At 71.5% G+C, this 24,598-nt stretch carries 22 protein-coding genes; 8 read left to right on the forward strand and 14 right to left on the reverse strand.

What is annotated here, in order from left to right; all coding sequences use genetic code 11:
• Positions 1–82 precede the first annotated feature (82 nt).
• On the forward strand, positions 83–535 hold the full coding sequence (locus ACZ470_RS02185) for an NUDIX hydrolase (protein WP_468423584.1): 453 nt from the start codon (positions 83–85) through the stop codon (positions 533–535).
• A gap of 246 nt (positions 536–781) precedes the next feature.
• Entirely contained in the window at positions 782–2,545 is a 1,764-nt protein-coding gene (locus ACZ470_RS02190) for a TIGR03767 family metallophosphoesterase (protein WP_468423586.1), read from the forward strand.
• A gap of 37 nt (positions 2,546–2,582) precedes the next feature.
• Here the strand turns inward: ACZ470_RS02190 and ACZ470_RS02195 are convergent, their stop codons facing one another.
• Together ACZ470_RS02195 and pepN are read right to left on the reverse strand one after the other, a co-directional pair.
• Positions 2,583–3,632 carry a hypothetical protein gene (locus ACZ470_RS02195; RefSeq protein ID WP_468423588.1) on the reverse strand — a complete coding sequence of 350 codons (1,050 nt, stop codon included), beginning with the start codon at positions 3,630–3,632 and terminating at the stop codon, positions 2,583–2,585.
• Positions 3,633–3,835: 203 nt separating this feature from the next.
• The gene (pepN, locus tag ACZ470_RS02200) at positions 3,836–6,406 is read right to left on the reverse strand and encodes an aminopeptidase N (RefSeq protein ID WP_468423590.1); all 2,571 of its coding nucleotides are present in this window, start codon (positions 6,404–6,406) and stop codon (positions 3,836–3,838) included.
• 137 nt (positions 6,407–6,543) lie between these two features.
• Between pepN and ACZ470_RS02205 the strand changes: the two genes are divergently transcribed.
• A complete protein-coding gene (locus ACZ470_RS02205) occupies positions 6,544–7,191 on the forward strand; it encodes a mycothiol-dependent nitroreductase Rv2466c family protein (RefSeq protein WP_468423591.1) in 648 nt (215 codons plus the stop codon).
• 3 nt (positions 7,192–7,194) lie between these two features.
• Here the strand turns inward: ACZ470_RS02205 and ACZ470_RS02210 are convergent, their stop codons facing one another.
• The 9 genes from ACZ470_RS02210 to ACZ470_RS02250 form a co-directional block, all read right to left on the reverse strand.
• A complete protein-coding gene (locus ACZ470_RS02210; protein ID WP_468423592.1) occupies positions 7,195–7,437 on the reverse strand; it encodes a hypothetical protein in 243 nt (80 codons plus the stop codon).
• Between the two features lie 231 nt (positions 7,438–7,668).
• On the reverse strand, positions 7,669–9,048 hold the full coding sequence (locus tag ACZ470_RS02215) for an amino acid permease (protein WP_468423593.1): 1,380 nt from the start codon (positions 9,046–9,048) through the stop codon (positions 7,669–7,671).
• A gap of 120 nt (positions 9,049–9,168) precedes the next feature.
• Positions 9,169–10,065 (reverse strand): TauD/TfdA dioxygenase family protein, encoded by an 897-nt coding sequence (locus ACZ470_RS02220; protein ID WP_468423595.1) that lies wholly within the window; start codon positions 10,063–10,065, stop codon positions 9,169–9,171.
• Between the two features lie 23 nt (positions 10,066–10,088).
• Positions 10,089–11,435, reverse strand: a complete 1,347-nt coding sequence (locus ACZ470_RS02225; RefSeq protein WP_468423597.1) for an LLM class flavin-dependent oxidoreductase — start codon at positions 11,433–11,435, stop codon at positions 10,089–10,091.
• Between the two features lie 102 nt (positions 11,436–11,537).
• Positions 11,538–12,257, reverse strand: coding sequence for an ABC transporter ATP-binding protein (locus ACZ470_RS02230; RefSeq protein ID WP_468423599.1), 720 nt, complete (start codon positions 12,255–12,257; stop codon positions 11,538–11,540).
• Entirely contained in the window at positions 12,233–13,081 is an 849-nt protein-coding gene (locus tag ACZ470_RS02235; RefSeq protein ID WP_468423601.1) for an ABC transporter permease, read from the reverse strand. The genes ACZ470_RS02230 and ACZ470_RS02235 overlap by 25 nt, the downstream gene beginning before the upstream one ends.
• On the reverse strand, positions 13,078–14,142 hold the full coding sequence (locus ACZ470_RS02240) for an ABC transporter substrate-binding protein (protein WP_468423603.1): 1,065 nt from the start codon (positions 14,140–14,142) through the stop codon (positions 13,078–13,080). Before ACZ470_RS02240 ends, ACZ470_RS02235 begins: the two co-directional genes overlap by 4 nt.
• Positions 14,143–14,363: 221 nt before the next feature.
• Entirely contained in the window at positions 14,364–15,572 is a 1,209-nt protein-coding gene (locus ACZ470_RS02245; RefSeq protein WP_468423605.1) for an ROK family protein, read from the reverse strand.
• Positions 15,573–15,653: 81 nt separating this feature from the next.
• Positions 15,654–15,737: a putative leader peptide gene (locus tag ACZ470_RS02250; protein ID WP_468424040.1), complete on the reverse strand. Its 84-nt coding sequence runs from the start codon at positions 15,735–15,737 to the stop codon at positions 15,654–15,656.
• 301 nt (positions 15,738–16,038) lie between these two features.
• Here ACZ470_RS02250 and ACZ470_RS02255 point away from each other — a divergent pair, with 301 nt between their 5' ends.
• Complete coding sequence (locus tag ACZ470_RS02255) at positions 16,039–16,623, forward strand: biotin transporter BioY (protein WP_468423606.1); 585 nt, start codon at positions 16,039–16,041, stop codon at positions 16,621–16,623.
• 82 nt (positions 16,624–16,705) lie between these two features.
• On the opposite strand, the gene ACZ470_RS02260 is transcribed toward ACZ470_RS02255, so the two are convergent.
• A complete protein-coding gene (locus ACZ470_RS02260; protein WP_468423607.1) occupies positions 16,706–18,190 on the reverse strand; it encodes an amino acid permease in 1,485 nt (494 codons plus the stop codon).
• A gap of 203 nt (positions 18,191–18,393) precedes the next feature.
• Here ACZ470_RS02260 and ACZ470_RS02265 point away from each other — a divergent pair, with 203 nt between their 5' ends.
• Positions 18,394–18,879: a ribose-5-phosphate isomerase gene (locus ACZ470_RS02265; RefSeq protein WP_468423609.1), complete on the forward strand. Its 486-nt coding sequence runs from the start codon at positions 18,394–18,396 to the stop codon at positions 18,877–18,879.
• A gap of 59 nt (positions 18,880–18,938) precedes the next feature.
• Entirely contained in the window at positions 18,939–19,760 is an 822-nt protein-coding gene (locus ACZ470_RS02270; protein WP_468423611.1) for an Fpg/Nei family DNA glycosylase, read from the forward strand.
• 3 nt (positions 19,761–19,763) lie between these two features.
• On the opposite strand, the gene ACZ470_RS02275 is transcribed toward ACZ470_RS02270, so the two are convergent.
• Complete coding sequence (locus ACZ470_RS02275; RefSeq protein ID WP_468423613.1) at positions 19,764–21,014, reverse strand: GNAT family N-acetyltransferase; 1,251 nt, start codon at positions 21,012–21,014, stop codon at positions 19,764–19,766.
• 162 nt (positions 21,015–21,176) lie between these two features.
• On the opposite strand from ACZ470_RS02275, the gene ACZ470_RS02280 reads away from it, so the two are divergent.
• Both ACZ470_RS02280 and ACZ470_RS02285 read left to right on the forward strand, forming a co-directional pair.
• Positions 21,177–22,355 carry a SpoIIE family protein phosphatase gene (locus ACZ470_RS02280; RefSeq protein ID WP_468423615.1) on the forward strand — a complete coding sequence of 393 codons (1,179 nt, stop codon included), beginning with the start codon at positions 21,177–21,179 and terminating at the stop codon, positions 22,353–22,355.
• A gap of 45 nt (positions 22,356–22,400) precedes the next feature.
• Positions 22,401–22,835 carry an HD domain-containing protein gene (locus ACZ470_RS02285; RefSeq protein WP_468424041.1) on the forward strand — a complete coding sequence of 145 codons (435 nt, stop codon included), beginning with the start codon at positions 22,401–22,403 and terminating at the stop codon, positions 22,833–22,835.
• Between the two features lie 25 nt (positions 22,836–22,860).
• Here ACZ470_RS02285 and ACZ470_RS02290 read toward each other — a convergent pair whose 3' ends face one another.
• Positions 22,861–24,048 (reverse strand): acyltransferase family protein, encoded by a 1,188-nt coding sequence (locus tag ACZ470_RS02290; protein ID WP_468423617.1) that lies wholly within the window; start codon positions 24,046–24,048, stop codon positions 22,861–22,863.
• Positions 24,049–24,598: the final 550 nt, after the last annotated feature.

The raw sequence follows: 24,598 nt of genomic DNA on the forward strand, positions 1-24,598 counted from the left end.
GCTTATGGGGAGATGACCCCGCGAAGACGACAAGTCGCCCATGCGGCCCCCGCGGTGCCGGACACCGGGTTAACGTCCCCGGATGCGACGGAACCTGAGGGTGGCGGCCTACGCCGTGGTGGTGCGCGACGGACAGTTCCTGCTCGCCCGGTCACCGGGCCCCGGCGGAGTTCCCGAGTGGGTGCTGCCCGGCGGCGGCATGGAGCACGGCGAGGATCCCTACGACACCGTGCGACGGGAGGTCGAGGAGGAGACCGGCTACCACATCGAGGTCACCGGACTCCTCGGCGTGCACTCCACCCGCCGGACCTTCCCCGCCCGCTTCGGACGCTCCGTGGACCACCACGGCGTACGGCTGGTCTACGAGGGCCGGATCACCGGCGGCGAACTGCGGAACGAGATCGGCGGCTCGACCGAACTCGCCGCCTGGCAGCCCCTGGACGCGGTGCCGGACCTGGTCCGTGTGCGCATGGTCGACATCGGCCTGCGGCTGTGGCGGGAACGCCCGGCGGCCGGGCGGGTGGAGACGGCGTAGAGCCGGCGCTGCCCCGTGAGATGAACGCAAAGTGACCGTTCCCCGGCCGGTGCGGGAGCGGTCGGCGACGCCTGCGACGCTCCGGGAGCGGTCCGAGATCGACGTACGGCGATCGGCGTTGCGCGTTGCCGTCTCGTTCATGCACAGGTCATCCCCGGTGCCAAGCATCCAGTACGAGTGGGACGCCCGCCCGTCGGGCGCCCCGCGACCACTGCCGACGCGTTCGCACCCGGGGAGACAAGCGCCATGTCGCGCATACGCTCAGTCGCCGGCTCCACTGGACTCCACCGCCGTTCACTCCTCGCCGCCACCGGAGCGGTGGCCCTCTCCGCCGGCGCCGGCTACGCCCTGTGGCCCGGCGAGGGCCGGGCCGCGGCCGCCGCGGACACCGGCTCCGCCGCGGAGGAGGCCGTGCTCGCCTCCTCCCGGAAGGCACCGGCCGCCCCCCTCGCCCCGTACACCCGCGGCACCACCGTCGCCGCGTCGGCGGCCCCGCGCGGCGGACCGGGCTACCGGCGGCTCGGTGAAGGACCCGGCTGGGGGCGGGTCGTGCGCGGCGAGCTGGCCGGACCGCGCTCCGGACGGGCCGGCCGCCGGACCGCGCTCGCCGCGTTCGTGCAGCTCACCGACCTGCACATCATCGACACCCAGCATCCGCTGCGCCTGGAGTACCTGCGCTCCGCCGACGTGCACGCGTGGCGGCCCCAGGAGGCCCTGACCGTCCAGGGCGCGGTCGCCCTGGTGGAGCGGGTCAACGCGCTGCGGGGCGCGCCCGTCACCGGATCGCCGCTGCACTTCGCGATGACCACCGGCGACAACACGGACAACAACGCCCGCTCCGAACTGGAATGGTTCCTGACCGTCATGAGCGGGGGCCGCGTCACCCCCAACACCGGGGACCCGCGCCACTACGAGGGCGTCCAGAACAGCGGACTCGCCCGGTACTGGCAGCCGGACACCGACGTCCGCGACGCCGACAAGCAGCTCGGCTTCCCGCACCTCGACGGCTTCCTCGCGGCGGCCGTCCGCGAGGTGAACAGCCCCGGCCTCAACCTGCCCTGGTACTCCACCGTCGGCAACCACGACTCGATGCCGCTCGGCTGCTACGCCTCCCACGGTGACTCCCGCCTCACCGAACTCGCGGTCGGCGGGCGGAAGCTGATGGACCTGCCGGCGGCGGAGGCACTCCGGCTCCAGCAGTCCATCAAGAAGGCCACGGACCCCAGGGGCGTGCGGTACGGCGAGTTCCTGGAGGCGCACGCGCGCGCCATGCGGTCCGTCACCCCCGACGAGAGGCGCGCCCCCTTCACCCGCGACGAGTACCTGCGCGCCCATCTGGACCCGGCGTACCGGGGCCCCGGCCCGGTCGGTCACGGCTACTCCGCCGAGAACCTCGACGCGGGCACCCAGTACTACGCCTTCCGGATCTCCGACGACGTCCTCGGCGTCAGCCTCGACACCACCGACCCGGGCGGCCACTACAACGGCTCCCTCGGCACGGCCCAACTGCGCTGGCTGGAGCGGACGCTCGAGGAGAACGAGGACTCCCACGTCCTCGTCTTCAGCCATCACACGAGTACGTCGATGAGCAACACCCACCGGGACCCGGCCCGCCCCGAGGAGCGGCGCCACACCGGTGCGGAGGTCGCCGCACTGCTCGGCCGGCACCGGAACGTGGTCGCGTGGGTCAACGGGCACATCCACCGCAACGCGATCACCCCGCACACCGGATCCGGCGGCGGCTTCTGGGAGATCTCCACGGCCTCCCACGTCGACTTCCCCCAACTGGCCCGGGTCATCGAGCTGGTGGACAACAGGGACGGCACGCTCTCGCTCTTCACCACCCTCGTCGAGTCCTCGGCCCCGCACCGCACGGACTTCGCCGACCTCTCCCAGACCGGCCTCGCCGCGCTCTACCGCGAGCTCTCCTTCAACGCGCCCGGTGCCCGCACGGACCTGGCCGGCGACCCGGGGGACCGCAACACCGAGCTGGTGCTCGGCACACGCTGACCGCGCACGGAGGGGCCGCCCGACGGCCCCTCCCCACCTACCGGGGCAGCACCACGACATACGCCGCCGGGTCGCGGTCGGCCGACGCCATCAGGGCCGTACGGACCACCGCCGCCTGCTGCTCCATCGCGTCCCGGAGCCGGCGCGGGGTGACGTGGACAACGGTGATCCCGAGGCGTTCGAGGTGCTCGCGTTTGCGGCTGTACTCGGACCACTCGTCCTCGTCGTCCGGCCGCCCGCCGGGCCGCGGCGCGCGGGTGTCCAGCTCCACCCCCACCGAATGCTCCGGCCAGTACGCGTCCAGTCCGCCGAGACGCGGACCGCCCGGCAGCCGCAGGTCGACGTTCCAGCAGGGGTCCGGCAGGCCGTGTTCGCGCACCATCCGGTACAGCCGGGACTCCGCCAGCGCCCGCCCCTCGGCCAGCAGCGAGTCCACCGCGTCCACCACGTGCGGCCGGTTCAGCAGCTTGGCCGCGGTCAGCTCGCGCACCACCGCCGCGGGTTCGCAGAAGCCGCCGCGCACCGCCTCCGTCAGCAGCCGGCGTACCGTGCCCGCGTCCGCCAGGCCCGCCACGGTGTCGGCCAGCGCGCGGGGGACCGGGGCCACCGGAAGGCCGGTGACCAGCTCAGGGACGGGCGGGGAGGCGGTGCGGACGATGCGGGCGCAGCCCGTCGAGCGCAGCCGGCGCAGCCGCGGGACCAGGACGTCGACGACCTCCAGGGACGGCAACGGGGGAGTGGAGGAGAAGCCGTGCAGGGTCAGCGCGGCCGGTCCGGTGATCATCGCCTCCCCGGGGGCGGGGGCGGGCGGTCCCTCCGTACCGGGCTGGACGGGGACGCCCACGGCCCGCTCCCGTGCCGCGTACAGCAGCACCGCGTGCAGCCGCTCCTCGCTGGTCGGCGGGCCGGGGTGGAGCAGGACGACGCCGGGGAGCAGCCGTTGCCAGGGCCCGCCGGGGCGGCACTGCTCGGCGGCCTTCGCGGCGGAGACGCCGTGGGCCCGCAGCTGTGCGTGGGTCAGCACGCGGCGGGCGCCGTCGGCGAGGTGGTGCAGGGGGCGGGGGGAGAGCGGGGTGTTGTGGTTCATGCCCGGCAATTTCCCGCCTCCGGCCCGCCCTCGAACCCCTGTTACACGCTCGTCGACAAAAAGGGACAAGCCTGCCCTAAAGGACGCTTGTTCGGATACCGAAAACCCCTGGTCCGTTCGTACGTGGGCCAGGGGTTACGGCTGTGATTGACCGAATTCCGTAACGACGACGGAACGCCAATCATGGGCCATAGCTACCAGAGCTATGCGGCGTCGCACTCCTGCCCGCGCAGGGCCCGGGCCAGGTCGTCACGGGCCTCCAGGACCAGGCGGCGCAGCGCCGGGGCCGCGTCCTCGTGGGACGTCAGCCACGCGTCCGTCGCGTCCAGCGTGGCCTGCGAGTCCTGGTAGGTGGGGAACAGGCCCCGGACCACGTCCATGCCGATCTGGATCGACCGCTCGGTCCACACCCGCTCGATCGCCGCGAAGTACTTCTCCGTGTACGGCGCGAGCAGCTCCCGCTGGGAGGACTGCGCGAAGCCCGAGATCGTCGCCTCCACCAGCGCGTTGGACAGCGCGTCCGACTCCACGACCTGCGCCCAGCACTGCGCCTTGACCGCCGCCGACGGGCGGGCGGCGAGACAGCGCACGTGGTGGCGCTTGCCGGAGGCGGTGTCGTCCCGGGCCAGCTCCGCGTCCAGCGCCTTCTCGTCCGCCACCCCGTGTGCGGCCAGCGGCTCCAGGAACGCCCAGCGCAGCTCCTGGTCGACCTCCAGGCCGTCGACGGCCGACGTGCCGTTCAGCAGACCCGCCAGCAGGTCGAGGCCCGCCGGTCCGGCGGCCGTGCGGGCGAAGAACCGCGCCCACGCCAGCTGGTGCTCGCTGCCCGGCTCGGCGTCGTACAGCTCGCGCTCGGCGCCCTGGGCGAGCAGCGCGCCGAGCCGCTCACGGCGGTGCGGCGCCGCGTAGTGCACCAGAGCCGACTCGGCCCAGGCGTGCAGCATCTGGAGCACCCCGATGTCGGACTCGCGTCCGGCGAACCGCAGCACCAGGTCCACGAAGTCCCGCGCGGGCAGCAGCGCGTCCCGGGTCATGTTCCACAGCGCCGACCAGCACAGGGCGCGGGCGAGCGGGTCGGTCAGCGAGCCCAGGTGCTCGCGCAGCGTCGCCAGCGACGTCTCGTCGAAGCGGGTCTTGCAGTACGTCAGGTCGTCGTCGTTGACCAGCACCAGCTCAGGCGCCTCCGCGTCCGCCAGCTCGGCCACGACCGTACGCGCCCCCTCGACGTCCGTCTCGGCCTGCGCGTAGCGCTCCAGGGTGCCGTCGCCGGTGCGCCGGTACAGGCCCACCGCCACCCGGTGCGGGCGCAGTTCGGGGTGCGACTCCGCGGCCTCCTGCACGATCGCCAGCTCGTCGACCGTGCCGTCCTCGCCCAACAGCACCTGGGGTGTCAGGGAGTTGACCCCGGCCGTCTGGAGCCAGGACCGCGACCAGGCGGCCATGTCCCGCCCACTGGTCTCCTCGAGGACCGACAGCAGGTCACCGAGCCGCGTGTTGCCGTACGCGTGCCGCTTGAAGTAGCGCCGGGCGCCCTCCAGGAACGCGTCCTGACCGACGTACGCCACCAGCTGCTTCAGCACGGAGGCGCCCTTGGCGTAGGTGATGCCGTCGAAGTTGAGCTTGGCGTCCTGGAGGTCGCGGATGTCCGCGGTGATGGGGTGCGTGGAGGGCAGCTGGTCCGCGCGGTACGCCCACGCCTTGCGGCGGTTGGCGAAGGTGATCCAGCCGTCGGTGAAGCGGGTCGCGCCGACCAGCGAGAACGCGCCCATGAAGTCCGCGAAGGACTCCTTCAGCCACAGGTCGTCCCACCACTCCATGGTGACCAGGTCGCCGAACCACATGTGCGCCATCTCGTGCAGGATGACGTTGGCCCGGCCCTCGTACGACGCCCGCGTCACCTTCCCCCGGAAGATGAACTCCTCCCGGAAGGTCACCATCCCCGGGTTCTCCATCGCGCCCAGGTTGTACTCGGGCACGAAGGCCTGGTCGTACTTCCCGAACGGGTACGGGTAGTCGAAGTGGTCGTGGAAGAAGTCCAGGCCTTGCTTGGTCACCAGGAAGACGTCGTCGGCGTCGAAGTGCGGGGCGAGACCCTTGCGGCACATCGCGCCGAGCGGGATCTCCAGGCGGGTGCCGTCCTCGAAGACCCGCTCGTAGGAGTCCGTCACATAGTGGTACGGGCCGGCCACCACGCACGTGATGTACGTCGAGATCGGCTTGGTCTCCGCGAACCGCCACACCCCGTCGGCGAGTTCACCGGCGCCGTTGCTCCACACGGTCCAGCCCTCCGGCGCCCGCACCTCGAAGCGGTACGGGGCCTTGAGGTCGGGCTGCTCGAAATTGGCGAAGACCCGACGGGCGTCGGCCGGCTCGTACTGGGTGTACAGGTACACCTCGCCGTCCTCGGGGTCGACGAAGCGGTGCAGGCCCTCGCCGGTGCGGGAGTAGGCGCACTGCGCGTCGACCACGAGCTCGTTGTCGGCGGCCAGGTCCTCCAGCAGGATCCGGGAGCCGTCGAAGACCTGGCCGGGGTCCAGGTCGCGCCCGTTGAGGGAGAGGGCCGTGACGCCCGGCGCGATGAGGTCCGCGAAGCTGCTCGCGCCCGGCTCGGCGCAGCGGAAGCGGACGGTGGTGACGGACCGGAAGGTGCGCGGACCCGCGCCGCTGTGCTCGCCGACCGCGGAACGCAGGTCGAGGGACACCTCGTACCCGTCGACGGACAGCAGGGCTGCCCGCTCCCGGGCCTCGTCGCGGGTCAGATTCTCACCGGGCACGGGCGGACTCCTCATGCGTCGTCGACAGGGATGAACAGGACCGATCCTGCCATGTGCCCCTGACGCGGGTGGGGCGGGAATGGCGGGGACCGATCACGTTGTTCACGAGCACAAGGTTTTCTCTCTCGAGGAGCGACATGTCGGACAATTCTCCCGCCACTCCCGTCGACTTCTGGTTCGACCCGCTGTGCCCGTGGGCCTGGATGACCTCCCGCTGGGTGCTGGAGGTGGAGAAGGTGCGAGACATCGAGGTCCGCTGGCACCTGATGAGCCTGGCCGTCCTCAACGAGGACAAGCTCGACGAACTCCCCCCGGAGTACCGCGAGATGCTCGAGGTCAAGGCGTGGGGCCCGGTCCGGGTGGTCATCGCGGCGCAGGAGGAGCACGGCGCCGAGGTGCTCGGCGACCTCTACACCGCGCTCGGCACCCGTATCCACAACCAGGGCGAGGGTCCGGAGAAGGAGGCGGTCGCCGCCGCGCTGAAGGAGGTCGGCCTGCCCGACTCCCTCATGGAGCACTGGGACGCGACCCCGTACGAGCCCCAGCTGCGCGCCTCCCACAAGGAGGGCATCGACAAGGTGGGCCAGGAGGTTGGCACCCCGGTCATCGCGGTCCCCGGTCCCGACGGCGAGGAGATCGCCTTCTTCGGCCCGGTCGTCACCCCGGCCCCCAAGGGCGAGGCGGCCGCCCGGCTGTGGGACGGCACCCTCGCGGTGGCCTCCGTCCCCGGCTTCTACGAGATCAAGCGCACGCGGACGAAGGGGCCGGACTTCAGCAACCTGTGACGGTCAGTCCAGCACGGGTACCTTGATCGGCGCGGCGAACGGCTTCTTGTTGAAGCCGGTGCGCAGGTTGCGGCACTGCTTCCCGGTGTCGGTGTCGAGCACGTTCACACAGAGCCAGAACTCGCCGACCGAGGACCGGCCCAGCCGTTCCTTGAGCCAGTCCTCCTCCTTCTTGTTCAGTTGGCGGTGCAGCTGGTCGCCGTCGCAGGTCAGGCAGTAGTCCGTCATCGTCCTTTGTGTCGCCATCGCGTAACCATGACCCGGATTGCCGCATGCCGGAAGCCCCCGCGAGTCACGTCCTCGCGGGGGCTCCCCTTTTTCCGCCTGCCGGGTGAACGGTGAGAAGGCGATCACGGGGCAGGACGGTTATTGCCACTTACTCGCAACTGCACGCTAACAGCAGCAAGGGCTGTCCGTGAGCCCCCGCGCGCGAGAACGGCCCCCGCGTGTCCACGCGAGGGCCGTCCGGGGTGGGTGTCAGGCGCGGGCGCGCGCCCGCTGCCAGGCGTAGCCCACCAGCGCCAGGACCAGCGTCATCCCGCCCGTCGAGTACAGCTGCACGCGCGTGTCCGGCTCCCGGGCCATGAGGACGAAGATCGCCGCCATCCCGGCTAGCGCCACCCACGTCAGCCACGGGAACGCCCACATCCGCACGACCAGCCGCTCCGGCGCCTCCCGCTCCAGCCGGCGGCGCAGCCGCAGCTGGGAGACGGCGATGAAGATCCAGACGGCGAGGATCACCGCGCCGATCATGTTCAGCAGCCAGGAGAAGACGTCGTCCGGCCGCCAGTAGCTCAGCAGCACGCACAGGAACCCGAAGACCGAGGAGGCCAGGACGGCGACCCGGGGCACCCCGCCCGACACCCGGCCGAGCGCCTTCGGTCCCTGGCCGCGCTGCACCAGCGAGTAGCCGATGCGCGAGGCGCCGTAGATGTTGGCGTTCATCGCGGACAGCAGCGCCACCAGCACCACGACGTTCATCAGCTGACCGGCGCCGGGGATGCCGAGGCGGTCCAGGGCGGCGACGTAGGGGCCGGACTCGACGACCGCGGGGGAGTCCCACGGGACCAGGGTGACGATGACCGCCATCGAGCCGATGTAGAACAGGGCGATCCGCCACATCGCCGTGCGGACCGCGCTCGCCACGCCCTTGACCGGGTTCTCCGACTCGGCCGCCGCGATGGTCACCGTCTCCAGGCCGCCGTACGCGAAGACCGAGGCCAGCAGGCCGATCACCAGGCCCTCGGCGCCGTTGGGAAGGAAGTCGGTGAGGTGGGAGGCGCCCGGGGAGTCCGTGCCCGGCAGCACGCCGGCGACGGCCAGCACGCCCAGCACCAGGAAGAGGGAGATCGCGCCGACCTTGAGGGCCGCGAACCAGAACTCGAACTCGCCGAAGTTCTTCACCGCCGCCAGGTTCGTCCCGCAGAACACCACCATGAACAGCGCCACCCACGCCCACTCGGGCGTGCCGGGCAGCCAGCCGCTGACGATCTTCGCGGCGCCGATGCCCTCCAGGCCGACCGCCGTGCACAGCAGCACCCAGAACGACCAGCCGGCGGTGAACCCCGCCCAGGGACCGATCGCCCGCTCGGCGTGCGCCGAGAAGGAGCCCGACGACGGATACGCGGCGGACATCTCGCCCAGCATCCGCATGACCAGCATCACCAGGAGGCCGGAGAGGGCGTAGGCGACGACGATGGACGGGCCGGCCGCGGCGATGCCCGCCCCGGAACCGACGAACAGCCCGGCGCCGATCACCCCGCCGAGGGCGATCATCGACAGATGGCGCTGCTTCAGGCCGTGCGAGAGGGAGGCACCGTCCGTTTTCGGGGGCGTCTCGACTGTGGTGCTGGGCATGGGCGCGGCTCGTCCAATGCGGGAGACGACAAAACGTCGCCCAGTCTGGGCGGCCTCCCCGCGTTCACGAGGAGGCCGCCCAGCATATGGACACGTGTCATGCGGAGGGTGACAGTCCGCTTACGCGGCGACGGTCGTGTAGTGCGAGGCGTCGCCCTCGATCGAGTACGACTCCTTCCCCTCGATGCCCACCGGGATGTCACCGGCGACCGTCACCCGGTTCAGCCGGCGCGGCAGACCGTCGTAGTTGTCGATGGCGTAGTGCTGGGTGATCCGGTTGTCGAACAGCACCAGCTGGTTGGGCGACCAGCGCCAGCGCACCACGTTCTCCGGCCGGGTCACATACGCCTGGAGCAGGTCGAGGACCTTGCGGGACTCGCCCGCCGACAGTCCCACGACGCGCTGCGCGAACCCGCCGATGAACAGCCCGCGCTCCCCGGTCAGCGGGTGGACCCGCACCACGGGGTGGACGGTGCGGTACTTGATGGAGGTGAACCGGGCGCGCCGGGCCGCCTCCGCCTCGTCCACGGCCTCCTCCGGGACGGCGTAGTCGTAGTCGTTGGTGTGCTCGGCCCACAGGGTGTCGGCGAGCCCGCGCAGCGGCTCGGGGAGGCTCCGGTAGGCGGCGGCCGAGTTCGCGATCAGCGTCTCTCCGCCGTAGGGCGGGATCGTGATGCTGCGCAGCGTGGTGACCTGCGGCGGGTTGAGCACGAAGGTGACGTCCGTGTGCCAGTTGTTGGCGGCGCGGCCGCCCTCGCTGTCCACCGGCAGGACGTTGGGGACGCCGTCGACGGCGGGCACCGTCGGATGGGCGCCGGTGATCTCGCCGAAGTGCCGGGCGAAGGCCTGCTGGCCCTCGTCGTCGAGGTTCACGTCGTCGATGAGCAGGGTCTTGTGCTCGTTCAGGGCGTCCCGGAGGGCGGCGACGGTTCCGTCGTCCAGCGGCCGGGAGATGTCGACGCCGGAGACCCGGGCGCCGATGTTCGCGGTGACCTTGGTGATCCGGAGGTCGGTCATGGTGGGTTCCTTCCGTGGGTGGGTCAGACCAGGGCGGTCGCGGTGGGCACGTCGGCGACGTGCTGGTTGGCGGGGCGCGGGAGGCCGTAGCGCTCCCGCAGGGTCTGCCGCGCGCCGTACTCGGTGCGGAGCAGGCCGCGGGCGCGCAGGATCGGCACGACGTGGTCGACGAAGGTGTCGAGGCCGGACGGCAGGACGGCCGGCATGATGTTGAAACCGTCGGCGGCGCCGAGGGAGAACCACCGCTCGATGGTGTCGGCGACCTGCTCGGGCGTGCCCGCGAAGGTCAGGTGCCCGCGTCCCCCGCCGAGCCGGCCGATCAGCTGCCGCACGGTGAGCCTCTCCCGCCGGGCCAGCTCCACGATGAGCGTGTAGCGGCTCTTGGCGCCCTCGATGGCGTCCTCCGGCGGCAGCCCGTCGGGCAGCTCGGCGTCGAGGTCGAGCGAGCCGGGGCCCAGACGCAGCAGCTCCTCCAGCCGGCGCACCCCGTGCTCGTGCACGATGTGGTCCTCCAGCACCTGCTCCTGGCGCCGCGCCTCCGCCTCGGTGGAGCCGACGACGGGCACGATGCCGGGCAGCACCTTGATGTGGCCGGGGTCGCGCCCGGCCGCCGCCGTACGGGCCTTGAGGTCGGCGTAGAAGGCCTGCGCGTCGGCGAGCGTCTGCTGCGCGGTGAACACCGCCTCCGCGTACCGGGCCGCGAACCGCTTCCCGTCCTCGGAGGAGCCGGCCTGCACGAGGAGCGGATAGCCCTGCGGGGTGCGCGGGACGTTGAGGGCGCCCTCGACGCTGAAGTACGTCCCCTTGTGCCGGGGCGGATGGATCCTGGCGTCGTCGCCCCAGATCCCGGCCGCCTTGTCGGCGACGATCGTGTCGTCCTCCCAGCTGTCCCACAGCTTGAGGGAGACATCGAGGAACTCGGCGGCGCGGGCGTACCGCTCGGCGTGCGCGGGCTCGGCGTCCAGACCGAAGTTGCGGGCGGCCTCGGCGCCGGCCGTGGTGACGATGTTCCAGCCGGCCCGGCCGCCGCTGATGATGTCCAGCGAGGCGAATTTGCGGGCCAGGTTGTAGGGCGAGTTGTACGACGTCGACGCCGTGGCGATCAGCCCGATGTGCTCGGTGGCCGTCGCCAGGGCGGTGAGCAGCGTCAGCGGCTCCAGCGCCCCGGCGGGACGCTGGGCCACGGTGTTCCACAGCTGCGGTCCGTCGGCGAGGAACAACGAGTCGAAGGTGCCCCGCTCGGCGGTCCGCGCCAGCCGTACGTAGTGGGCGAGGTCGAGCGCGTACGGATCGCTCTCCGGGAGCCGCCAGGAGGCCTCATGGTGGCCTGTGTTCATGAGGAAGGCGTTGAGGTGAAGCGTTCTGGGCATGGAAGTTCCTTGACTTGGCAGGAGGCGGGGCTGCGATTCAGCCCGTCCGGCGATTGAGGACGAGGCCCGTTCAGGGCCGAACCGGGGAGCAACAGCCGACGCTCACGACACCTCCTCGGTGACACCGAGCGCCTTCAGCAACCGCGTCCGGTACTCACCGTGAGAGTGGGAGCCCTCCCGGTCGACCACCAGGTCAAGCCCGATACGCCCCTGCTCGAGCACAAGCACGCGGTCCGCGAGGACAATCGCCTCGTCCACGTCATGGGTGACGAGCAGCACGGACGGCCGGTGCCGCTCCCACAACTGCCGCAACAGCGCGTGCATCTTGATGCGCGTCAGCGCGTCCAACGCCCCGAACGGCTCGTCGGCGAGCAGCAGCTCCGGCTCCCGTACCAGCGAACGGGCCAGAGCGGCCCGCTGCGCCTCACCCCCGGACAGCTCACTGGGCCAGGCCCGCTCCCGGCCACCGAGACCGACCTCGGAGAGGGCGGCCCTGCCGCGCTCCTCCGCGTCGGCGCCGTCCAGCCCCAGCAGGACGTTGGGCAGGACCCGGCGCCAGGGCAGCAGCCGGGAGTCCTGGAAGACCACCGACACCCGCTCCGGCGCGGTGAGCGTTCCGCTGCCCGCGACCCCGTGGTCGATCCCCGCGACGGCGCGCAGCAGGGTGCTCTTGCCGGAGCCGCTGTGCCCGAGCAGGGCCGTGAACTGTCCGGCGGGCAGATCGAGGTCGATGCCGTCGAGGACGGTACGCCCCTCGAAGGAGCGGGTCAGCCCGCGCAGGCGTACCGCCGGCCGGGTCAGCTGCTCAGTGTGCGGCGCCATGACAGCACCCTCCGTTCGATCAGGCGGACGAGGGTGTCCGAGACGAGGCCGAAGATGCCGTAGACGACGAGGCCGACGAGGATCACGTCGGTCTGGCCGTAGTTCTGCGCCTGGAACATCATGTAGCCGAGTCCGCTGGTGGCGTTGATCTGTTCGAGGACGACCAGGCCCAGCCAGGAGCCGGTCACGCCGAGCCGCAGCCCGACGAAGAAGCCGGGCAGCGCGCCCGGCACGACGACCTGCCGGACGAAGGCGAGCCGGGACAGCCCCTGCACCTCCGCCAGTTCCACGAACCGGTGGTCGATCCCGGACAGCGCGGAGTGCGTGTTCAGATAGATCGGGATGTAGACGACGATGGCGATGATCGCGATCTTGAACGTCTCGCCGATGCCCAGCCACAGGATGAACAGCGGGATCAGACCGAGCGTCGGAACCGCCCGGTTGAGCTGCACGCTCCCGTCGATCAGCGCCTCGCCGGTCCGGCTGAGCCCGGAGGCCAGCGCGAGGACGATGCCCGCGGTCAGGCCGATCGCGAAGCCGGAACCGGCCCGCTGGAGCGAGGTGAGGATGTCGTCCGGCAGGGTGCCCTCGGTCCACAGCCGGGCCCCGGTCTCCACCACCGTCCAGGGCGCGGGGATCGCCCCGGGGTCCAGCTGTCCGGCGGCGGAGGCGGCGGCCCACAGGACGAGGACGAGTGCGGGGCCGAGCAGCCGGGTCGCGGGCAGTCGTCTGCCGGGGGAGAGGCGCCGTCGGCGGCGTACCTGGTGTTCCTCCTCCTCGACGGCGGCGGGCGGTGCGGCGGCGGTCGTGGTCACGGCGGTCACCTCCGGTACTCCTCGGGTACGGCCTTCGCGGCGAGGGACTCGAAGCGCCGGTCGAAGAGCTCGCCGACATCGAACTTCTTTACGAAGCCGCCCTCCGCCAGCAGATCGGCCGTCTCCTGCTCCCAGGCGACCGCCTCGTCCCAACTGGGCGGGAACAGCGGCTTGTTGGCCAGCTTCGTGATCGACTCGGCCTGCGCGAGGGTCAGGTTCTGCGTCTTGACGTAGTACTCCCGGTTCCATTCGTCCGGGTGCTCGTACTGCCACACCGCGCCCTTGGCCCAGTACGGGATGTACGCGGCGATCGCCGCGGCCTTCGCCCGGTCGGCCAGCACCGTGGCCGGCGCCCACAGCAGGTTGAGCAGGTCCACCACCTCGGTGGGGATCGTCCGGGCGCCCTTGGAGCCGTACTGCTTCAGATAGGACGGCGCCTGACTGATGCCGAGCGGTGCGATGTCCACCTGGCCGGACTGGAGGGCGGTGAGGAACTGGGTGCTGGTCAGCGGGACCAGCTCGGCGTCCTCGTACCGCAGCCCGGCCTCCTTCAGGGCGCGCAGCAGGACCACGCCCTGGGCCTGGCCCTGGGAGAAGGCGAGCCGCTTGCCGCGGAAGTCCTCGACCGTGCGGATGTCGCTGCCGGGTTTGGTGGCGAAGAGGTAGTTGGGCTTGCGGGTGATGTTGATCGCGACGATCTTCGCGTCGAATCCCTGGTAGTACGCCTGGATCGGCGGGATGCCGGCGTTGTTGGCGAGGTCCAGGGACCGGGCGCGGAAGGCGTTGATGACATCGGGACCGGCGCCGATGTTCAGCCAGTCGCTCACCTCGAAGGGCAGGTCGTCCAGGCCGGCGAGCTTCAGCTGGAGCTCCTGGAGGTTCTGGAACGAGGAGATCTTCAGGCTCGTACCGGCGGGGACCTTCGTGGCCAACGGGTCCTTCAGGGACGCCTCGTCGGCCGCGGCGCCGGCTTCGGCGCAGCCGCTCAGCCCGGCCGCGGCGGCGGTGACGCCGAGCAGGGAGGTGAGGAAGAGCCGCCGGTCGATGCCGGACGCTGGGGGTGCGGGCATGGGGAACTCCCGGAGTTCATGAAAAGGGCACAGGGCGAACGCAGGGCAGGAATGGGCGATGAATTCCGGGCAGGGAAAAGCCAGGGAAGGGAATTCACGCAGAAAAGGATGGACGCTGCGGGTGCTCGCGCGTCAACGTGTCAGCAACAGAGGGTGCGACAGCTCATGACCAGGAGTTTCCTGTCCTCGGAGGAGGTCTGTCAATATTCGGAGTTTCTGAATTAATTCGGCGCGGGTGAAACGCCCAGCGGATCCCGGTAGAGGACGTCGAGAGCCACCGATCCGCCGGCCACCGCCAGCACGGAATCGGGGAAACTCGTCGGGACGACCGTGGCCGCCCGCTCCTCGTCGAGTTCGGCGCGCAGCGCGGCCAGGCAGTCGGGCCGGTGGATGACGCCGATCTCGGTGACGACGACGCTCTCCGGATTGAGCACATCGGTCAGCAGTCCCACCGCGCGCCCCACCATGCGGGCCCGGTCCAGCAGCAGCCGTGCGGCCACCGGGTGCCCGGCCGCCGCCGCGTCGACCACCGCCGCCGGGTCGGTCCCGTCGGTGACACCGGCCTCCCGGGCCCGCCGGCACAGGGTGCGTTCGCTCAACTCCGCCTGGAGGCAGCCGATCCGGCCGCACGCGCAGGGCTCGCTGCCGCCCGTGAGCGGCAGATGGGCGATCGCCCCCGCCTGCGAGCGGGGACCGTGGTGCACCTCGTCATGGGTGGCGAACGCGGCGTCGACCATGTTCCCGGCGAACAGGTGCAGCGCGCTGCGGCTGCCCCGCGCCGCCCGCCCGAACAGCCGCTCCGCGTCGGCCAACGCCCGTGCGTGCCCGTCCACATGGACCGGCAGCCCGGTGTGCGCGCCGAGCGTCTCCCGCACCGCGACCTCGCGCCAGCCCAGCAGCGGATGTTCGACTACGGTGCCGGCCTGCCGGTCCACCCAGCCGCCGGCCGCGAAGCCGACACCCAGCGGCCGGGCGTCCGGCACCCGGTCCAGGAGGGCCGTCAGACCGTCGGCTGCCCGCGCCAGCACCCGCGACGGCTCGGTCCCCTCGTGCCGCAGCCGCCGCTCGGCCAGCACCCGGCCGCGCAGATCGAGCACCGCCACCGTGGTGTGCGGCACCGCCACGTGCACACCGCCCACCACCAGCCGTGAACGGTCCACGTCCACCGGCAGGTGCGGCCGCCCGACCCCGCCCGACCGGCGGGGCGCCGCGGCCTCCCGGATGAGTCCGAGCCGCGCCAGCCGGGCGCAGTGGTCGGTCACCGAGGCGGGGGACAGCCCGGTGAGCCGGGCGATGGTGCTGCGCGCCACCGGCCCGTGCTCCAGCACGGACCGCAGCACCACACTGGCACTGGTCCGCCGCCGGTCGGGGTCGGCGACGCGTGGTACGGGAGAGGGGGACGGGGAAGGGGGTGCCGCGGTACGAAGCATGGGGAACTTCCTCGGGAACGGGTCCGACACTGCGCCGTCGTACGGGAGTCGAGGCGCGCCGGATCCGCTCCGCCCGCCTCGCTAGAAGAGGCGACAGGCGGAGGCGCCCACGCGTCGCAGGTCGACGTGGCGACGCGAGGTGAGGTTCCGGGACTGGGCGACCATGGCTCGAAGCTAGCAAACGGGCTCCGCGCTGCCCAGACGGCGACCGACGGGCGAGACGGCCCCCGGGACGCGGCACGGCATGTTTGGTGGATCCCTACAGCCGCCGTTCCCGGGCCGCCTGTTGGCGACACCACGTCACCTCAGTGACCGGCGTCACCTCTCACCCCTGGTCACCCCCGACCTTTGTGCGGAGCCCACCAAGTCCGCGTCGCCGCCTTTGTCGAGCGCTGACGGTGATCGACGCGCGGGCGCCGGTATAGCGTCGCGGTGTCCCCAACTGCCCTCACCCCGCGGAGACCCCATGAGCACCGCCACCGTCACGTCCGCCCGATCCGGACAGGTCCTCGCGGACCTCATCCCCGCCTCCCGTGTCCGGGACGCCGCGCTCGTGTTCGGCGGCGCCGCGCTCACCGGCCTCGCCGCCCAGATCGCGGTGCCCGTGCCCGGCTCCCCGGTGCCGGTGACCGGCCAGACCTTCGCGGCGCTCCTGGTCGGCACCGCCCTCGGCGCCCGCCGCGGCTTCGCCTCCCTCGCGGTGTACGCGCTGGTGGGCATGGCCGGGGTGCCGTGGTTCGCGGAGGGCAAGTCCGGGATGGGCATGCCGTCCTTCGGCTACGTCCTCGGCATGCTGCTGGCGGCCGTCGTCGTGGGCGCGCTGGCCCGCCGCGGCGCCGACCGCTCCGTCTGGCGGACGGCGGGCACGATGGTGATCGGCTCGGCGATCATCTACGCCGTCGGCGTGCCGTACCTGGCCCTCGCCACCGGCATGTCCGCCTCCGCCGCGATCGCGGCCGGCCTCACCCCGTTCCTCCTCGGCGACGCCCTGAAGGCGGCCCTGGCGATGGGCGTGCTGCCCACCGCCTGGAAGTTCATCAACAAGCGGTAACGCCCGGGTTCCACGGCAAGAGGCTCGGCGGGGCGCGCTGTACGGCGCCCCGCCGAGCCTCTCGCTGTTGGTACGGAGTGCCTCAGCCGGCCGGGATCTCGTCCCGGGCCTCGGTACGGCGTCCGGCCACCCGCTGCTTGACGAAGGCGATGGCGAGCACGATGCAGGCGACCATCAGCGACAGCAGCATCGTCGTCCGTCCGTCGTGTTCGGTGTCGGTCAGCATGTAACCGAGCACGAACACGATCAGCGCGGCGCTGGCCCACGTCAGGTACGGGTACAGCCACATCCGCACGACCAGCTTCTCCGGCGCCTCGGCCTGGATGATCTTGCGCATGCGCAGCTGCGAGAAGCAGATCACCAGCCACACGAACAGCGCGACCGCGCCGGAGGAGTTGACGAGGAAGAGGAAGACGGAGTCCGGGAACTTGTAGTTGAAGAAGACGGCGACGAAGCCGAACACCACGGAGACGAGGATCGCCGTCCGCGGCACACCGCGGCCCGTGGTCCGGGCGAACGCCTTCGGCGCGTCCCCGCGCTGACCGAGCGAGAAGGCCATCCGGGAGGCCGTGTACAGCCCGGAGTTGAGGCAGGACAGCACGGACGTCAGCACGATGAAGTTCATGATCTGACCGGCGTGCGCGATGCCGAGGGAGTCCAGGGCGGCGACGTAGGAGCCGTCCTCGGCGATGGACGCGCTGTCCCACGGCAGCAGACAGACCACGACGAAGATCGAGCCGAGGTAGAAGACGCCGATCCGCCAGATGATGCTGTTGGTCGCCTTGGTGACGGCCCGCTGCGGGTCCTCCGACTCACCGGCGGCCAGGGTGGCGATCTCGCTGCCCATGAAGGAGAACACGACGAGCAGGATGCCGGTGAGGATGGCGCCGGCGCCGTTGGGCAGGAAGCCGCCGTGGTCGGTGAGGTTGGCGAGGCCCGCCTGGTCGCTGTCGACACCGGGCAGCACACCGAAGACGGCCAGCCCGCCGATGACGATGAACGCGCCGATGGCGACGACCTTGATCCCGGCGAACCAGAACTCGAACTCGCCGTAGGAGCCGACGGACACGAGGTTGGTGGCGGTCAGCACGACCATCACGATCAGGGCCCAGCCCCACTGGGGGACGGCCGGTATCCACCCTTCGAGGATCGCGGCACCGGCGGTCGCCTCGACCGCGAGGACGACGACCCAGAAGAACCAGTAGAGCCAGCCGATCGTGAACCCGGCCCAGGGGCCGAGCGCCCGGTCGGCGTGCGCGGAGAAGGACCCGGAGGTCGGGTTCGCCGCGGACATCTCACCGAGCATCCGCATCACCAGCACCACGAGCGTGCCGACGAGCGCGTACGACAGGAGGATGCCGGGGCCGGCGGTGGCGATGCCGGTGCTGGAGCCGACGAACAGGCCGGCGCCGATGACACCGCCGATCGCGATCATCGACAGATGGCGGTTCTTGAGTCCGGCCTGGAGGCCGGAACCGTGCCCTCCGGGACTGCCGGCGGATCCTTCGGGTTCTGCGGGGCCTCCGGGGCCGCTTCCGGCCTTGTTGAGCGTCGGCTGCGAGGTCATGGAACAGATTTCCTTTGCGCCGGGGGGAGCTGCGCGCCGTAGGGGACTACGGGCCGGACCAGTGAAACGGAGGTGAACGGATTCGGGAACCTTCGAATCCATATCGTTACTTGAGCTTTTCCTGAGGTTCTGTAATTCTCCTCACGTTTTCAGCGGCGCCACCCGGCGCGCTCCCCCGGCAGGCCCCGTGTCACACTCGGACCATGCGCGTGTATCTCGGCTCGGACCATGCGGGCTACGAACTCAAGAACCACCTCGTCGAGTGGCTCCGGGAAGCGGGCCATGAGCCCGTCGACTGCGGCCCGCACATCTACGACGCCCAGGACGACTACCCGCCCTTCTGTCTCCGCGCCGCCGAGCGGACCGCCGCGGACCCCGACGCCCTCGGCATCGTGATCGGCGGCTCCGGCAACGGCGAGCAGATCGCCGCGAACAAGGTCAAGGGCGTACGGGCGGCCCTGGCGTGGAGCGAGGAGACGGCGGCCCTGGGCCGCCAGCACAACAACGCCAACGTGGTCGCGGTGGGCGCGCGCATGCACTCCCAGGACGAGGCGACGAAGTTCGTCGAGACCTTCCTGAGCACCCCGTTCTCCGGTGACGAGCGTCACATCCGCCGCATCGAGATGCTCGCGGACTACGAGACGACGGGCGACCTGCCCCCGATCCCGGCCCACCACCCGCAGCAGTAGCCGGCGAGCGGGGCGAAGCGGACGGAGCGGACGAGGAACGAGCGAGGGGGGACCCACCCGTGCCCGAGGGTCACACGATCCATCGGCTGGCCGAGGACTACGCCGCGGCCTTCCCGGCCGGGATCCCCCTGCGTGTCACCAGCCCCCAGGGCAAGTTCAGCGACGCCGCCGCCCTCCTCGACGGCACACCGCTGCACACCACCGACGCCCACGGCAAGCACCTCTTCCTCGGCTTCGGCGGCCCCGAACCGGCCGAGTGGGTCCACATCCACCTCGGCCTCTTCGGCAAGGTCACCTTCGGCCCGGCCCCGGTGCCACCGCCCACGGACACCGTCCGCCTCCGCGTGGCCGACGACCGGGCGTACGTCGATCTGCGCGGCCCCACCACCTGCGCCCTGATCACGGACCCCGAGAAGCAGGCGGTCCACGACCGGCTCGGACCCGACCCGCTGCGCCCCGACGCCGATCCGGCCCTCGCGTACCGCAGGATCAGCCGCAGCCGTACGACGATCGCCGCGCTCCTCATGGACCAGAAGGTCATCGCGGGCGTGGGCAACGTCTACCGCGCCGAGGTCCTCTTCCGGCACGGGATCGACCCGTACCGCGCGGGCCGGGACGTCACCCCGGCCGAGTGGGACGCCGTGTGGACCGACCTCGTCGCGCTGATGCGCGAGGGCGTGCGCCTCAACCGCATCGACACCGTCCGGCCCGAGCACACCCCGGAGGCGATGGGCCGCCCGCCGCGCGTCGACGACCACGGCGGCGAGGTGTACGTCTACCGCAGGGCCGACCAGGCCTGCCACATCTGTGGCGGCGAGATCCGCACCGCCGACCTCGCCGCCCGCAACCTCTTCTGGTGCCCCGCCTGCCAGCGCCGCTGAACCTCAGAAGCCGTGCGGCAGCCACGGCGCCGCGTCGCTCCCGAACGCCAGGGACGCCTCCGCCAGCGCACCGCGCCGCAGTTCACGCACCCGCCCTGCCGCCGCGAGCGACCCGAGACTCACCCCGCCCAGATAGGCCGCGCCCAACTCCCGTACCGACAGGGCGAGATCGGCCGCGTCCTCCGTACGCTCGCAGGACGCGCCCTTCGCGTCCCCGGTCAGCCGCCAACGTCCGGCGTTCCAGGCGCAGAAGGCGTCCTCCACCTCCAGCACGACGTCCACCGGAGCCTGGTACGTCCGCTGCTGGAGCGCCGCCCCCACATCGACGAGCCGCACGTACAACGCGTCCCGCAGGGCCGGACGGCACCGGCGTATGTCCGACACCAGGTACTGCCAGCTGTCGTCGACCGGCCGCCCCCGTGCCACCAGCGTCGACGTCAGGTCGATGTCGAACAGGAACCGCCACAGCGCCGCGCCCGCCGCCGGATCCAGTGCGTCCAGACCGCTGAGGACCACCTGGCCGTCGGGCCCGCCCGGTCCCCAGGACGGCTTCACACGGAACCGGGCGTACCCGACCGTCTCGCCGTCCCGCTCGGCGACCACGCACTGAAGCGGTGACGCGCCGCCCCGCTCGCTCTCCGGGTCGAGCACCCCGAGCCGCTCCCAACCGGGCCGGCGCGCCAGCATTCCCGGCCGGCCCGGCACCAGCCGCGCGTAGACCGCCTCGCACGCCTCCAGCGCGTCGGCGGGCGCCACGTATCGCAGCCGTACGTCATCCGTACCGGCCGGCACCGACAGCCCCGCGCGCCCGGTGTCGATCTCCGCGTCCGTCTGGAAGGTCGCCGCTCCGTACCCGAACCGGCCGTAGATCGCCGGCTCGGACGCCGTGAGCACCGCCAGCGGCTCGCCCCAGGAGCGGACGTCGTCCAGCTGTCGTCGCATCATCGACGTCAGCACACCCCGCCGCCGGTGCGTGGCGGCGACGCTGACCATCGTGACGCCCGCGGCCGGCACGGACGCGCCGCCGGGCACGGTCAGCCGGAAGGTGAAGGCGCCCGCCGTGCCCACGGCCTCGTCGCCGTCCCAGGCGCACAGGAAGCGGCCGAACTCGGTGAGCGAGTTCCAGAGTTCCCGCTCCTCCTCCGCCTCCGGGGTCCCGCCGAAGGCACGGATGAGGTTCGCGTACGACTTGTCCCATTCGTCCGGCCGCAGTTCCCGGATCTCGGGCGCGGGGCCCCTCTGCTCGTTCGCCATGAGCCATGCCTACCAGGGCGATGCGGGACGAGCGAGAGAATTTCTCCCGTGCGGCCCCACGACGGCGTCCGGTGAAGTTCACTGTGAAGTCCGTCCCCGACAGAGGGACAACCAGGACCTCCCGTGCCAAGTGGCCGGTCCGATGGATAGGGTCCCGAACTAATGGCAGCAGGACGAGAGCGGCGCGCGGAAGCCGACACGTTCACGGCCCGGTTGAGGAAGCAGTGGCACCGGGCCCGCGTCGGCATGCGCCGGGCCGCCGTCGACTACTTCCGCGGGGACGGTTCCGACTGGGTCGCCCTGGCCGGACTGCTCCTCAGCGTCCCGCTGATCGCGGCCGGGACGCTCGCCAACTCCGTGTGGTGTGCCCCCTCCGCCCTGGCCATCCCGATCGTCGCCGGCGGACTGCTGCTGCGCCCGGCGAGCCTGCTCGGCCTGTACGCGGCCGCGGCGACCGCGCTGATCGTGGAGTCCGTGCAGCTCGGCCCCTACACCGAGGGTGCCGCCCGGGTCACCCCCGGTGTGGTCCTCGTCGTCGCCGCCTGCGGCTTCTTCGGGCTGCTCGTCGCCCAGTTCCGCAGCCGGGTGGGCGTGCCCTGGCGGCGCGGCGGCACCATGCTGTTCGACCTGCGCGAACGCATCCGGGTGCAGAGCAAGCTGCCCAAGCTGCCGGACGGCTGGCACCGGGAGATGGCCCTGCGCCCGGCGGGCGGGCAGTCCTTCTCGGGCGACTTCGTCGTCGCGGCCCGCACCAACGGCGGGCGCACCCTGGAGGTCGTGCTCACCGACGTCTCCGGCAAGGGCATGGACGCCGGTTCGCGCGCCCTGCTGCTGTCGGGCGCCTTCGGAGGCCTCCTCGGCAGCCTCCCCCCGCACGCCTTCCTCCCCGCCGCCAACGGCTATCTGCTCCGCCAGGACTGGGACGAGGGCTTCGCCACCTCCATCCACCTGGTGCTCGACCTCGACTCCGGCGACTACGAGCTCTACTCCGCCGGGCACCCGCCGGGCCTCCAGCTCAGCGCGGGCAGCGGCCGCTGGGAGGAGAAGGCGGCCGACGGCCCGCTGCTCGGCGTGTACGACGGCGCCCAGTTCGACTCCGTGAAGGGCTCACTGCGCCCCGGCGACGTGCTGATGCTGTTCACGGACGGCCTGGTGGAGACCTCCGACCGGGACATCGTCGAGGGCATCGACCGCCTCACCGGCGAGGCGGACCGCTATGTCGCCGGCGGCTTCCACGGCGCCGCCTGGCATCTCATCGAGGCGGTCGCCAAGGACGTCAACGACGACCGCGCGCTGCTGCTCATCTGCCGCGAGGGCCCGACGGCCACCGCTCCCCGCTGACCCCGGCACACTGGACGGGTGACCGAGACGACACCGCGCACCCCGATGACCATGGCCCAGGTCGAGGCCACCGCCCGCGCCGCGCACACCGGCCAGACCGACAAGGCGGGCCGGCCCTACGCCGAACACCTCCGGGCCGTCGCCGAGGGCGTACGGGCACGCGGCGGCGACGAGGAGCAGATCGCGGCTGCCTGGCTGCACGACGCCGTCGAGGACGACAGGCTCACGGAGGAGTGGCTCGACGGGGCGGCGCTGACCCGGCGGACCAAGGACATCGTCCGCGCGGTCACCAAGCGGTCCGGGGAACCGCCGGAGGAGTACGCGGCCCGCATCCTCGCCACCCCCGGCGCGCTGCTGGTGAAGGAGGCGGACCTGGCGCACAACGCCGACCCGGCCCGTCTCGCCGTACTGGACGGGCCGACCCGCACACGACTGACCGAGAAGTACGCGCGGATGCGCGCACTCCTCGGTCTCGTTTAAGTGGGGATGCGGGCCGGACCGCCGGCTAGGCGGAGACCTTCTCGCGGGTCTCCCGCTTCTCCGCCCGCTCGCGTTCGCGGGCCAGTTCGGCGGCGTCCCGCTTGAACGCCCACTCCATCCGCGGCTCCATCACGAACCGGAAGACCCGCTGCACCGGCCTGCCGCACAGCACCGTCACCAGGACCGCCGCGAGGACACTCACCGCGATCTCACCGAGCGGCTGGTGCAGCACGTCGTGCTCGAACCAGCCCCGGTAGTCGCCGGCCTTCACCACGAACCCGTGCAGCAGATAGCCGTACAGCGTGCCCGCGCCGAGCGCCGTGAACCACATGTGGCGGCCCGGCACCCAGGCGAAGAAGCAGGCGGTCAGCAGCAGCGAGCAGCCGAACATGGCGAGCACCATGACCGGACCGGCCCACCAGGGCGCGCCCAGCTCCTGCGCGGCGTCACGGTGGTAGAACCAGGCGGTGTTCATCCGCGGCACCGCCCACCAGCCGAAGGCCAGCGCCACCGCGAACACCGGCACCGCCAGGATCCGCACCGACCGGCGGCGCACCATGTGGAAGTGCTCCGGCTTCATGCACAGCCCGAGCACGAAGTACGGCAGGAACTGGAGCACGCGCTGAAGATCGAGGTCGTCGCCGATCTCGGGGGTGACGCTCGCCAGCACGGCGATGCCGAGGGCCAGCGGCAGCGGGTGCCGTACCGCCTTCCAGATCGGCGTGGTCAGCCGCCAGACGAACAGCGCCACCAGGAACCAGGTCAGGTACCAGGGGTCGAGAAGGCTGATCTCCTGCTGCGGGTCGTTGTCGACGACCCGCTTGAAGAGCGGGTAAGCGGTCTCGAACACGATGTACGGCACGGCGACGCCGGTGATCAGCCGCCGCAGCCGGTCGGGCCGCATGTCGAAACTGCGCGAGAAGAAGCCGGAGATGATGATGAAGGCCGGCATGTGGAAGGAGTACACGACCGAGTACGCCGCCTCCAGGACCCGGCTGTCCCCCTTCAGGGGCTCCCAGGCGTGGCCGACCGCGACCAGCACGATCGCCAGGTACTTGGCGTTGTCGAAGAAGGCGTCGCGCTGCTTGCCGGACGGCGCCGGCCGGTCGTTCCGCGGGCTCTTCGTACGCGGACTCGGCACTCCGGGCGCCGGCGACTGTGCCGGGGGGAGCGGCGTCCTGTGGTTGCCGTACGGTCGCTGCGAGTCCGTCACTGACCCTCCCGGCCGTAACTCGGGGAGTCGAACGGTGAGCTCGCTGCGCTTGCGGGGGACGAGGCAGCGTGGAACATCTGAGGCACCCTAGCGTTGTCCGCGGGATTTCGTAAAACGCCCGACGTCGATCCTGGTATTCGCCTCGGATACCCCGGATTGGGGAATGCGTGTCATGCGTTCGGCGTGATGGTCAACACACTGTGCGCATATGGGGCTTGGTCGTCGTACAGGCCGTCCTTGTCATGATTATTCCGGACGAAGTAACGCATAAGACCAGCAGGCGACTCCGGTGATATGTCCAGCTTCGTTCGACTTCTCCCGGTCGCCCGCGCGACTGTTGGAGCATCTGCGGCGACAATTCGAATTAGCTGCGAACGCATTGTGTGGATACGGAAGCGATCCCTTTGAATTCCCTGTGCGGGTACCCCTTCGAATTGCCGTGCGACACAGTCCCGTTGGCCCCTGCGGGCGGCCGAGCGCGGGCGGGTCCGGCCGGCGTGTGACGGACGATGCGTCAGCCGCCGCATAGGGGAGCCGTGTTGGTGGCACG

This window comes from Streptomyces sp. NPDC031111, from assembly GCF_055570675.1.